General features: G+C 66.1%; 14 protein-coding genes and 1 tRNA gene. 10 read left to right on the top strand and 5 right to left on the bottom strand.

Annotated features, from left to right (window positions below; translation table 11 throughout):
* Window positions 1–157 precede the first annotated feature (157 nt).
* The gene (locus AC2S9W_RS18250) at window positions 158–2428 is read left to right on the top strand and encodes a TonB-dependent hemoglobin/transferrin/lactoferrin family receptor (protein ID WP_234002452.1); all 2271 of its coding nucleotides are present in this window, start codon (window positions 158–160) and stop codon (window positions 2426–2428) included.
* Between the two features lie 26 nt (window positions 2429–2454).
* Window positions 2455–3429 (top strand): DUF6607 family protein, encoded by a 975-nt coding sequence (locus AC2S9W_RS18245; RefSeq protein ID WP_475282780.1) that lies wholly within the window; start codon window positions 2455–2457, stop codon window positions 3427–3429.
* Window positions 3430–3504: 75 nt separating this feature from the next.
* On the opposite strand, the gene AC2S9W_RS18240 is transcribed toward AC2S9W_RS18245, so the two are convergent.
* Complete coding sequence (locus tag AC2S9W_RS18240) at window positions 3505–3882, bottom strand: DoxX family protein (protein ID WP_067105386.1); 378 nt, start codon at window positions 3880–3882, stop codon at window positions 3505–3507.
* Between the two features lie 267 nt (window positions 3883–4149).
* Between AC2S9W_RS18240 and AC2S9W_RS18235 the strand changes: the two genes are divergently transcribed.
* Window positions 4150–4608, top strand: a complete 459-nt coding sequence (locus AC2S9W_RS18235; protein WP_076076282.1) for a carboxymuconolactone decarboxylase family protein — start codon at window positions 4150–4152, stop codon at window positions 4606–4608.
* Entirely contained in the window at window positions 4608–5480 is an 873-nt protein-coding gene (locus tag AC2S9W_RS18230; protein WP_486571392.1) for a sigma-70 family RNA polymerase sigma factor, read from the top strand. The genes AC2S9W_RS18235 and AC2S9W_RS18230 overlap by 1 nt, the downstream gene beginning before the upstream one ends.
* 289 nt (window positions 5481–5769) lie before the next feature.
* Here the strand turns inward: AC2S9W_RS18230 and AC2S9W_RS18225 are convergent, their stop codons facing one another.
* From AC2S9W_RS18225 to AC2S9W_RS18215, 3 genes are read right to left on the bottom strand one after another with little or no spacing between them, the layout of a single operon-like run.
* The gene (locus AC2S9W_RS18225) at window positions 5770–6147 is read right to left on the bottom strand and encodes a glutathione S-transferase family protein (RefSeq protein WP_486571391.1); all 378 of its coding nucleotides are present in this window, start codon (window positions 6145–6147) and stop codon (window positions 5770–5772) included.
* Window positions 6148–6192: 45 nt separating this feature from the next.
* Window positions 6193–6387 carry a thioredoxin domain-containing protein gene (locus tag AC2S9W_RS18220; RefSeq protein ID WP_486571390.1) on the bottom strand — a complete coding sequence of 65 codons (195 nt, stop codon included), beginning with the start codon at window positions 6385–6387 and terminating at the stop codon, window positions 6193–6195.
* Window positions 6384–7316, bottom strand: coding sequence for a DMT family transporter (locus tag AC2S9W_RS18215; protein ID WP_076076280.1), 933 nt, complete (start codon window positions 7314–7316; stop codon window positions 6384–6386). Before AC2S9W_RS18215 ends, AC2S9W_RS18220 begins: the two co-directional genes overlap by 4 nt.
* Before the next feature lie 286 nt (window positions 7317–7602).
* On the opposite strand from AC2S9W_RS18215, the gene AC2S9W_RS18210 reads away from it, so the two are divergent.
* Together AC2S9W_RS18210 and AC2S9W_RS18205 are read left to right on the top strand one after the other, a co-directional pair.
* A tRNA-Trp gene (locus tag AC2S9W_RS18210) sits at window positions 7603–7678 on the top strand.
* Between the two features lie 86 nt (window positions 7679–7764).
* Entirely contained in the window at window positions 7765–8085 is a 321-nt protein-coding gene (locus AC2S9W_RS18205; protein ID WP_067109341.1) for a DMT family transporter, read from the top strand.
* Window positions 8086–8149: 64 nt separating this feature from the next.
* On the opposite strand, the gene AC2S9W_RS18200 is transcribed toward AC2S9W_RS18205, so the two are convergent.
* Complete coding sequence (locus AC2S9W_RS18200) at window positions 8150–8770, bottom strand: PilZ domain-containing protein (RefSeq protein ID WP_076076277.1); 621 nt, start codon at window positions 8768–8770, stop codon at window positions 8150–8152.
* A 369-nt stretch (window positions 8771–9139) separates the two neighbouring features.
* Here AC2S9W_RS18200 and secE point away from each other — a divergent pair, with 369 nt between their 5' ends.
* The 4 genes from secE to rplK all read left to right on the top strand — a co-directional run bounded on the left by secE (window position 9140) and on the right by rplK (window position 11527).
* Window positions 9140–9337: a preprotein translocase subunit SecE gene (secE, locus tag AC2S9W_RS18195; protein WP_067109334.1), complete on the top strand. Its 198-nt coding sequence runs from the start codon at window positions 9140–9142 to the stop codon at window positions 9335–9337.
* Between the two features lie 38 nt (window positions 9338–9375).
* Window positions 9376–9912: a transcription termination/antitermination protein NusG gene (gene nusG, locus AC2S9W_RS18190; RefSeq protein ID WP_067109332.1), complete on the top strand. Its 537-nt coding sequence runs from the start codon at window positions 9376–9378 to the stop codon at window positions 9910–9912.
* Between the two features lie 84 nt (window positions 9913–9996).
* On the top strand, window positions 9997–10935 hold the full coding sequence (locus AC2S9W_RS18185) for an acyl-CoA thioesterase (RefSeq protein ID WP_104959780.1): 939 nt from the start codon (window positions 9997–9999) through the stop codon (window positions 10933–10935).
* Window positions 10936–11095: 160 nt separating this feature from the next.
* On the top strand, window positions 11096–11527 hold the full coding sequence (gene rplK, locus AC2S9W_RS18180) for a 50S ribosomal protein L11 (RefSeq protein ID WP_067109329.1): 432 nt from the start codon (window positions 11096–11098) through the stop codon (window positions 11525–11527).
* The last annotated feature ends 1 nt before the right edge of the window (window position 11528 follow it).

Below are 11528 nucleotides of genomic sequence, written 5' to 3'. Positions count from 1 at the left end.
TTCAGATCGCCCCGAACCGCGGAGACGGCCGCGGGTCTTTCCGCCTGCTCCCCACAATATTACGCAAACGATTCTCAATATCATTCTTGACCCTGTGATCGGCCGCCTCTAGGGCAACGCTATTGCGAATCAATCGCAATCATTCAGGGGAAGAGAATTGATCAGCCACCGCCCGTCATCCGCTGCCCGTCTCGCCGCCGGCGCGGCGCTCGGTCTCGCGCTCGCCGTCACGGCGGCGCCCGCGGTCGCGCAGGACAATGACGGCGCCTATTGGCTCGCGCGCAAGAATCATATCGTCGTCACTGCAACGCGCATCGCGACGAAGGCGGAGGATGTTCCGGCCACCGTCACCGTCAAGACCGACGAGCAGATGGCCGACGAACTCGTCACCGACATCCGCGACCTCGTCCGCTTCGAACCCGGCGTCAGCGTCCAGCGCCAGCCCGCGCGGTTCAACGCGGCGCTCAGCGCTACGGGGCGCTCGGGCAACGACAGCTTCAACATCCGCGGCATCGGCGGCAACCGCGTCCTGATCCAGGTCGACGGCGTCCGCGTTCCCGACGGCTTCAGTTTCGGCGCGCAGGCGGCGGGGCGCGGCGACTATGTCGACCTGGGCCTCGTCAAGTCGGTCGAGATATTGCGCGGCCCCTCGTCGGCGCTCTACGGCAGCGACGGCCTCGCCGGCGCGGTCAGCTTCATCACCGCCGATCCGGCCGATTTCCTGGATGGTGGCAAGAGCGTCGGCGGCCTCGCTCGCGCCGCCTACAGCAGCGCCGACGAGGAGTTCAGCGAAACGCTGATCCTCGCCGGGCGTAGCGGCGACTGGTCGGCGATGGCGGCCTATACGCGGCGCGACTACAAGGAACTCGACAACAAGGGGACGGTCGGCGGCACCGGCACGGCGCGCACCGAACCCAATCCGCAGGACGGCCGCTCCGACGCGCTGCTCGGCCGCATCGTCTATGATCCCGCGAACGGCCACAAGCTGCGGCTGACCGGCGAATATCTCGACACGCGCCTGTTCACCGAGGGGCTGACCGGGCTCAGCCCGACGGTCGAGCTGCTCGAGGCGCGCGACACGGGGCAGCGCAAGCGCGTGTCGCTCGACTGGAGCTGGCAGGGCGAGGGTGCGATCGATTTCGCGCGGGTCGCCCTCTATTGGCAGGACGGCGAGGATCGGCAGTTCACCGACGAGGATCGCACCCCGGCGGTCGACCGCGAACGCCTGAACACCTTCGAAAACCGCGTGTTCGGCGCATCGGCCGACGCCCGCGCCGACTTTGCCACCGGTGCGATCACGCACCGGCTGGTGTTCGGCGGCGACATCAGCAAGACGCGTCAGCGCGGCGTGCGCGACGGGACCGTCCCGCCGATGGGCGAGGTCTTTCCGACCCGTGCCTTTCCGACCACCGACTTCACGCGCGCGGGCCTGTTCGTCGGCGACGAGATTTCGATCGCCGACGGACGGCTGATACTCTATCCGGCGTTGCGCTTCGACTGGTACGACCTGTCGCCGCGCAACGACCCGTTGCTTCCGGGCTTCACCGGCGCCGGGCAGGACGGATCGCGCCTGTCGCCCAAGTTCGGGGCGGTGTGGAAGATCACCGACGAGGTGCGGCTGTTCGCCAACTATGCGACCGGCTTCAAGGCACCGGAGCCGGGCGAAGTGAACCAGTTCTTCGAGAATCTGGCTTTCGGCTACACCTCGGCGCCGAACCCCGACCTGGGACCCGAGCGCAGCGAGAGCTTCGAAGGCGGCGTGCGTTTCTCAAGCGACCATGTCAGCCTCGACGTCACCGCCTTTTCGGCGCGCTACAAGGATTTCATCAGTCAGGAAGATGTGGGGGGCAGCGGCACCGCGGCCGACCCGACCATATTCCAGTTCGTCAATCTCGATCGCGTCAGGGTCAAGGGGGCCGAGGCGCGGTTCGAGGGGCGGGCGTCGTCCGGCCTATATACGACGCTCGCCCTATCCTATGCCAAGGGCGACGTGATCGACCCGTCTGGCGCCCGCTCGCCGCTGTCGAGCGTCGATCCGCTCAAGCTCGTCGCCGGCGTCGGCTGGCGCGAGCCGGGGCAGGGGCGCTTCGGCGGCCAGATCATCATGACGCACAGCGCCCGCAAGGAAGCATCGCGCGCCGCGGGTGTCTGTTCCACCGAATGTTTCCGCCCCGACGATTTCACCATCCTTGACGCGACCGCCTTCGTGCGGATCACCGACGGGCTGACGCTGCGCGGCGGCATCTTCAACATCCTCGACAGGAAATACAGCTGGTGGAGCGATGTGCGCAGCCTGGCGATGACCGCGGTTCCGCCGCCGGCGGGATCGCCGCCGGGGACGCCGCCGACCTTCGTCGCGCCCGCCAGCGCCGATGCCTATACCCAGCCCGGCCGCAACGCGAGCGTGTCGCTGAGCTATCGTTTCTGATCGTCAAACCGGAAGAAGACTGCACCATGACCCGATTTCGCCCGTTCGCCGCCGCGCTGATCCTCGCCGCCGTGCTGCCCGTCGCCGCTTCGGCGCATCCGCCGATCGCGGCCGAGGAAGCCGCCGCGAATTTCGAGCGCGACCGGGCCGACATCCTGGCGATGGCGGGCAATTATCACGTCGGCTTCAACATGCAGGAATCGACGCGCTGGGACCCCACCTACGAGGTGCTGGAACCGAAGCGGTCGGGGGGCAACGAGGTCGTCCGGGTGATCGAGGACACGGGGCGCCGGATCGTGCTCCAGCACATGCTCGTCATCACCGACGACAACGACAAGACCTTCGTCATCAAGCATTGGCGGCAGGATTGGGAATATGAACCGGCGCGGGTGCTCGTCTATGCCGACCGCAACCGCTGGCAATGGGAGGATGTTCCCGAGAAGATGCGCACCGGCCGCTGGTCGCAGACGGTGTGGCAGGTCGACGACAGCCCGCGCTATGGCGGCTGGGGCCAGTTGGAGACGCAGGCCGGCATCCGCCGCTGGCGCTCCAACTGGACGTGGCGCCCGCTCGCGCGCCGCGACGCGGTCCGCAATCCCGCCTATGACCGCTATTACTCGATCAACCGCCACCAACTGTCGCCTGATGGCTGGATCCACTGGCAGGATAATACGAAGATGGGGATCAAGGGCGGCAAGCTCGTCCCGATCGTCCAGGAATATGTCCTCAACACCTATATCAAATATGACGATTACGATGTGAAGGCGGCCGACGATTATTGGGCCGCGACCAGGGATTACTGGGCCGCCGTGCGCGCCGAATGGGACCGGGTCGCGCGTGAGAAAGGCGGCATCGCCATCAAGGAACAGGCCGATACCGGCACCGTCGTCAGCGGCCGCCTGCTCGAGATCGCCGACGAGGTTCAGGAAAGGAAGCTGACCACCGCCAAGGCGATCGCCGAGGCGAAGAAGCTGATCGAGACCAACACGAAGACGCTTTGATCTCTCCCTTCACGCATGTGAAGCCCGCAACTGGGGGCGGCCCGCAAGGGCTGCCCCCGATCTTTGCCGGCTCGGTTATCCGCGCGCCGCGTCGACGCTCCAGATGCCCGCGCCGCGGGTCGCGACGAACAGGAAGAGGAAGCAATAGAGCGCGATCGTCTCGCCGCCGTTGACGATCGGGAAGATATCCTTGCTGCCGTGGACCATCCAGTATCCGACCGCCGCCATGCCGCTGGCGACGAAGGCGGCGGGGCGCGTGAACAGGCCGATGACGATCAGCCCGCCCGCGACCAGTTCGATCGCTCCCGCCGCGCTCAGCATCGGGTTGAGTGGCATCGGGAAGGCCGTCGGAAAATTGAAGAATTTCTGCACCCCGTGCGCGAGGAACATCAGCCCCGCGACGATGCGCAGCAGCGCATAGGCCTGTTCGGCGTAACCATCGAGAAATTTCATGACCAAATCCCTCCTTCGCTGTCGATGGCATGTGTTAGGTCAAGCGCGGCCCGTTGCATAGCGCCGCGCGCGCAGCCTCGAAGACGACCTTGAGCTTGCCAGGCCACGTGGCGCAGCGCGACCGAACATGGACCCGGGCTTTCGCCGGGGAGCGGCTTTACCGGGAGGGGGACCATGACGGTGCGAATGCGATTATTTTCCGCCGGCATGTCACAATGCCCGCGCGTCGCTCGTCATGTTCGTATGTTCAAGCCAAGGAGACATGCGATGACCTCTGTGACCGACCCCTTTGCCGCCGCCCCGGCCCTGATGAAGCAATGGATGAGCCTGTCGCTTGCGACGCAGGACAGCCTCGAGCCGAGCCTGATCGAACTGGTGAAGATCCGCTCGTCGATCGTCAATGGCTGCGCGAGCTGCATCAACATGCATACGGCGGAAGCGCGCGAGAAGGGCGAAAGCGAGCAGCGCCTCTATCTGCTCGCGGCATGGCGGGAGGCGCCGGTCTACACCGACCGTGAACGCGCCGCGCTCGCGTGGACCGATGCCCTGACCCGCCTGTCGCAGGACCATGCGCACGAACCCGCGCGGGAGGCGCTGGAGGCGCATTTCACGCCCGAGGAACAGGTGAAGCTGACCCTGATGATCAACGTCATCAACGGCTGGAACCGCCTCGTCGTCGGTTTCGGCCTGTGGTACGAAGGCGGCAAGGCCGTAAAGGCCGCCTGATGCCGGACGCGGGCATCTCCGGTGTGGCGGCGGCGGATGCGGCAGCAAGTTTCGACCCGCTGCGGCCGCTGCTGACCCGCGTCGCCTATCGCATGCTCGGTTCGGTCGCCGATGCCGAGGATGTGGTGCAGGATGCCTTCCTCCGCTGGCTCGGCACCGACCGCGCGGCGGTCGAGGCGCCGGCGGCGTGGCTGCGCCGCACCGTGACGCGGCTGTGCCTCGACCAGCTTAAGTCGGCGCGGCGCCAGCGCGAGACCTATATCGGACCGTGGCTGCCCGATCCGCTCGTCGAGGAAGCGGCCGACGACGATGTCACGCTGCCGCTGATGCTCGCGCTCGAACGGCTCTCCCCCCTCGAACGCGCGGCCTTCCTGCTGCACGACGTCTTTGGCGTCGGCTTCGACGAGGTCGCGGCGACGATCGGCCGCGACGCCGCCGCGACGCGCCAGCTCGCCGCGCGGGCGCGCAGGCACGTCCGCGAGGCGCGCCCGCGCTACAGGCTCGAAAGCGAGCAGGGGCTCGCGATCGCCAACGCCTTCTTCGCCGCGTCGCGCGGCGGCGACATGGAGGCGTTGGGCACGCTGCTTGCGGCGGATGTCGGGCTGTGGTCCGACGGCGGCGGCAAGCGTCCCGCGGCGATGGTGCCGGTGCTCGGCTTCGTGCATGTGATGCGGGTGCATCGCAGCCTCGCCGTGCTGTTCGCCAAACATGCCTCGACGCTGGTCCATGTCGGGACGATCAACGGATTGCCCGGCTTCGTCACCCGCGAAGCCGACGGCGAATATCAGACCACGGCGCTGGAGGTCGAGGCGGGGAAGGTCGTTGCCATCTATGTGATGCGCAACCCCGACAAGCTGAAGCATATGCATTAGGGCAGCGGGCGTTAAATCTGAACCGCTCTTTCATCCGTTCGTGCTGAGCTTGTCGAAGCACCGTCCTTCTCTGCATGGATGGAAAGAAAGAACGGCCCTTCGACAAGCTCAGGGCAAACGGTTCAGATTTAGAGCATGATAACATGAGTTGAAATCGTCACCCGCGAGGAGCGAAGCGACGCGGCAATCCAGAGTGTGCGCAAACCGCTCTGGATTGCTTCGCTCCGCTCGCAATGACGAATTGGATAAGCGCAGGATGACGCCCGATCGCCCCCCGCGACGGACGCGCTTACCCCTTCTGGCGTTCGCGTGCGCGCCGGAACCCGTCGCGCGCCGTGCAGCGTGCGAGCCAGGCGGTCGTCGCTTCGCCCAGCACGTCGTCGGCGCCCAGCGTGGTGGCGAGGAAGGCGGCATAGCCGATCGCGATGTCGGCGATGGTGAAACGTCCGGCGACCAGCCAGTCGCGGCCGTCGGACAGCGCCGCCTCGATGCTCCGCGCGCGCCCTCCGAAGAAGGCCTTGTAGTCGGCGACTGCCTGCGCCAGCCGCCGCTCGGGCGGCTCGACGCGCGTGTAGCGGATCATAATCGCAAGCGGAAAGGTCAGCGTCGCGTCGCTGCGGTGCAGCCAGTTGCGCCACGCCCAGTAATCCCCCTCTTCGCGGCGCACCTCCAGCGGCGTGCCTTCGGCGATGCGCTCGCAGATCGCGGCCGATTAGGTCATCAGCCGCCCGTCCTCGACCCAGCCCGGCACCGTCATCAGCGGGTTCACCGCGCGATAGTCGGGCGCGAAGGCGCGCGGCGGGAAGGGCAGCAGGCGAAGATCGATGGCCATCCCCGCTTCCTCGGCCGCCCACAGGCAGCGCAGTGACCGCGCGTCGGCGCAGTGATAGAGGATCGGTCGCGTCATGCGGTGATATCCTTCTGCCGCTCGATATGGAGGCGATGCTCGCGCCAGGCGATGAACAGGCCGCTCGCGATGATCAGCGGTGCGCCGACCCAGGTCGTGTCGGCGGGCAGCGTACCGAAGAAATACCAGCCGCAGGCGATCGACCAGAGCAGGCTCGAATAATCCATCGGCATCACCACCGCGACGGGGGCGAGCCGCAACGCGCCGGTCAGCGCCATCTGCACCACCGCGCCGAGCACGCCGAGCCCCGCGAGCAGCGCCCATTCGGCGGGGCTGTGCGCGGTCATCACGAAGGGCAGGGCGAGCCCCAGCGGCACCAGCGAGATCAGGCTGAACCAGAAGACGATCGCCATCGGGCTTTCGGTGCGCGCTAGGTCGCGGACCTGGATCGTGATGAGCGCGGTCATGATCGCGCCCGCCAGCGCGATCAGCGTGCCCATGCCATGCTCGCCGGCAAAGCCGCTCGACACGACGGTGGTCGGGTTGAGCACGACGAGGACGCCGAGGAAGCCGATGATCACCGCGCTTCCCCGCTGCCAGCCGGTGCGTTCGCCCAGGAAGATCGCGGCAAAGATCACCGCGAAGATCGGCACCGACAGGTTGATCGTCGTCGCCTCCGCCATCGGCAGGAAGATCATGCCCCCGAAATTGAGCGCCATCCCCGTCAGCCCCATCATCGCGCGGCGGGCGTGGGTGCCCAGCCGGCTGGTGCGATAGAGCGACAGCCCGCCGTGCGTCATCGCCCAGGCGACGAGCATCGGCAGGACGATCGCCTGCCGCCAGAACAGGCTTTCGACGATATGGATGCCCGCCGCGTCGATCAGCTTCACCAGCACGAACATCAGCGACAGGCTGAGCATGGCGAGAAGGCGGAGCGCGATGCCGCCGAGATAATGCTGCGGAACGTCGAAGGGGTGGGCGGCGGTCATGCGGGTCCGCGCATATCAGCCCGGGGGTGCTTTGCAAGCTATGCATCGGCATGGCCGCGCCCTCGGGCAATTGCACGCGATTATCATTTTCCCCATCCCGCAGGCAGGAAGGGCCGGGGGTGGGCCGGCGGCGTTGCGCTTTTGCGCATCTCGCTGCGGCTAATCAGTAAGCCTCATTGCCCGCCCACCTGCGGGAGGGGCAGCCGTTTCAAATGGGATGCGCAACCTGCACTCGCAATCCCCTTGCGCACTCCTGCCCGTTGCGGCTAAGGGCGCTGTCCGGCCTAGGGGTATAGCTCAGCTGGTAGAGCATCGGTCTCCAAAACCGAGGGTCGCGGGTTCGAATCCTGCTGCCCCTGCCAGGCCGCCAAAGAGGCCACGTCCTCGCCCGCCCCGTGCGGGTTTCATGTCCGGGACGGCCCGGCAGCCTGTTGAAGGAGGCTGCCCCATGGCCTGGGTCTATCTTGCGATTGCCGGCATACTCGAAATCGTCTGGGCTTTTTCGATGAAGCAATCCGACGGTTTCACCCGATTGGGTCCGTCGCTCGTCACGCTGGTCGCGATGACGGCCAGTTTCGGCCTGCTGTCGTTGTCGATGAAGGCGCTGCCGCTGGGAACCGCCTATATGATCTGGACGGGAATCGGTGCCGTCGGCGCGTTCGTGGTTGGCGTTGTCGTGCTCGGCGAGGCGATGAGCGCGATGCGGATTGCGGCCGCGGTGCTGATCGTCTGCGGCCTGCTGCTGATGAAGCTGGCGTCCCCCGTCTGAAGGCGTTGGTGACGTGGAAAGCGAAGGCGCCTGGCCCCTATGGTCCGGCCAGGCGGTAGGCGCTTCAGGATTCGAAGCGGCGGATGCTTTCGAGGTCGGCGCCGCCGAGCGGCGAGGCGAACCAGATGCCGGCGCGATTCTTGCGCGACCAGCGGACGATGCCGCGCCGGCGGACGTCCTCGCCCAGCGCCAGCGTCAGTTCGGTGCCGGCTTCGAGCCGGCCGTCGTGGATGATGCCGGCGCCGTTCTGTGACAGATTCTCGATCTCGACCGGAAACTCGCCATCGTCGGTCACCGCGAGCGCGCGGCCCTGGACGGGCAGGCGCGGCGGGCGATATTCGCCCGACTGCCGCTCTGCGGCCAGCTGGCGCAGGATGTCGAGCGCATTGACGGGCGCGTCGAAGGCGACGCCGCAGCGCCCCTCGCGCGCCCAGACGACCTCGCCGGTCAGCACCACCTCTTCGGATAGCGCGATTTCCAGCCGCTCGCCAGTTTCCACGGCGACGCCGGTCGCCAGCATCATGCCGCTGTCGGAGATATTGCGCACGCGCCACAAGCCCGCGTCGCCTTCGCGCGCGATCTTCGCGATGCGGAACACGGTACAATGACGATTTCCGCCGCGGCGGTCCTCGATGGGGGCACTCGCATCCGCAGGCCGCGGCGTGGGAGCGCGAGACATGGTCATAGGCTTTTCCTCTTCATGGCGACCCGAAAGAGCGCTTGGGGACCTATGCGTTTACGGAGAAACCATAGAATATTAAGGCAGTTCAGTCGATATATATTGTTCCTGAAAAATATTTATTAATATATTATTAGGGATTGTGTATTTTGTCCGACGGGCCGGCCGTAATCTTCGGCGGTCACGGGCACACTTGCCAAGGACGGGGCGCGCGGGTAAAGGCCGCCCATTCGGACAGATGCGCCGTTTTCCATCCGCCTTTCGCCGACCTGTCGGGGAGGGTGGGCGGAGTGGTGCCCGAAAGCGCGCTTGACGCGTAGCGGGCGGCAACCCATCTGACCCGGACCACGGAATTTGAAGGACAGGACGATCGACATGGCCAAGAACAGCCCGGCCGAATTCCTCAATCAGGTGCGCGCCGAAGCCCGCAAGATCGTGTGGCCGACCGGCAGCGAGACGGTGCGGACGACGATCATGGTGCTGATCATGACGGTGATCCTGTGCTTCTTCTTTCTGGGCATCGATTCAGTTTTTCAGTTCATCGTTAGCTGGCTGACGTCGCTCGCGCGCTGAGCCGCGCTTTTTCGGATTTCGGGGACAGGACACGCATCATGGCGCGCTGGTACATCATTCACGCCTATTCGGGCTTTGAGAACAAGGTCCGCGATTCGGTGCTCGCGGAAGCCGAGCGCATGGGGCTCGGCGATTTCGTCGAGGCGGTCGAGGTGCCCGTCGAGACCGTCACCGAGGTGAAACGCGGCAAGAAGGTGCAGGCCGAGCGCAAATTCTTTCCCGGCTATGTGCTCGCCAAGCTGACGATGACCGACGACGTCTATCACCTCGTCAAGAACACGCCGAAGGTCACCGGCTTCCTCGGCTCGTCGGGCAAGCCGCAGCCGATCAGCGAGGCCGAGGCGGCGCGCATCCTGAACAGCAAGGAAGAAGCCGCGGCGCGGCCCAAGACCGAGGTGCGCGTCGATTACGAGATCGGCGATCAGGTCAAGGTGCTCGAAGGCCCGTTCGCGAGCTTCAACGGCGTCGTCGAGGAGCTCGATTTCGACAAGGCGCGGGTCAAGGTCAGCGTGTCGATCTTTGGCCGCGCGACCCCGGTCGAGCTCGATTTCGAGCAGGTCGAACGGATGAAGTAAGCGTCGTCCCGGCCGAGGCCGGGGCCGTTGGCGATTGCGGCAACGCAAGCGATCCCGGCTTTCGCCGGGATGACGAAAAGGGGCATGACCGTGACATCCCTCTCTCCTTCCGAGCTTCAGGCGCGCATCGCCCGCGCGCGCGAGATCAACGCCGGCGTTTCGGCCGAGACGGTCGTCGGTGCCGTCATGCGCCTGTTCGACCTCGATCCCGTTCCTGGGGTCGAGGACGAGTTCACCTTTCCGGCACTGCCCACCACCGCGCGCGACCGCATCTTCGGCGGGCAGGTGATCGCGCAGGCGATGGTCGCGGCGGCGCGCACGGTCGAAACGGGCAAGCAGATCCATTCGCTCCACGCCTATTTCCTGCGCGGCGGCGATGAGACGAAGCCGCTGCATTTCCGCATCCACCGCGATTTCGACGGGCGCAGCTTCTCGAACCGCCGCGTCGTCGTGCGGCAGGACGGCAGGGTCATCTTCAACCTGACCGCCTCCTTCCAGTTCCCCGCCGAGGGGCTGGCGCACCAGGTGCCGATGCCCGATCTGCTGCCGCCCGAGCAGTGCTGGGACTTCACCGATTTCGTCGCCGCCGATCCCGACATCTCGGAACGCCACCTCGCCCACATGTCGCGGCGCCGGCCGTTCGAGATCCGCAGCTATCGTCCGCCTGCCTCGGCGCAGGCGACGCAGCATTATCAGTGGTTTCGCGTTGCCGCGCCGATCGGTGACGATCCGCTCGTCCATCGCGGCTTCCTCGCTTTCGCCTCCGACATGGGGCTGTTGTCCACCGCGATGCTGCCGCACGGCGTGAGCTTCTGGACGCCGGGGATGGTGTCGACCAGCCTCGACCACGCGATGTGGTTCCACGGCGACATCCGGGTCGACGAATGGTTCGTCTTCGTGATGGACAGTCCGTGGACGGGCGGTGACCGTGGGCTGTGCCGCGGGGCGATCTATCGTCAGGACGGCACGCTGATCGCGCACGCGGCGCAGGAAGGACTGGTTCGCTACCGCCCGCAGGGGTGACGATCGGGCTTGTTTTCGGCGGCATTTGCGCCTAAGCGCGCCGCTTCGTGTCAGATACGGGCGCGAATCCGCGCGGGAGGAGGGGTGATGCCCTTCCGTTCGACCGCTTATTTTGAGGTTCGCCGTCCGCGGCGCGCCGACAGAAAGAAAGGAGGCCATCATGGCCAAGAAGATCAGCGGCTATATCAAGCTGCAGGTTCCGGCGGGGACCGCGAACCCCTCGCCGCCGCTCGGGCCGGCGCTGGGTCAGCGCGGCGTCAACATCATGGAGTTCTGCAAGGCGTTCAACGCCGCGACCGACGGGCTCGAAAAGGGTCAGCCGACCCCGACGATCATCACCGTCTTCGCCGACAAGAGCTTCACCTTCGTCACCAAGACGCCCCCGGCGACCTACCTCATCAAGAAGGCCGCGAACCTCAAGTCGGGCTCGAAGGAACCCGGCAAGCTCGTCGCCGGCAAGATCGCCCGCTCGAAGCTCGCCGAGATCGCCGAGCTGAAGATGAAGGATCTGAACGCCAACGACATTGAACAGGCGACGAAGATCATCGAAGGCAGCGCCCGCTCGATGGGCCTCGAAGTGACGGAGGGCTGAA

The organism is Sphingopyxis sp. 550B (assembly GCF_057401805.1).
The sequence above is the reverse complement of the archived record's forward strand: the minus strand, read 5'-3'. Positions and strand labels throughout refer to the sequence as shown.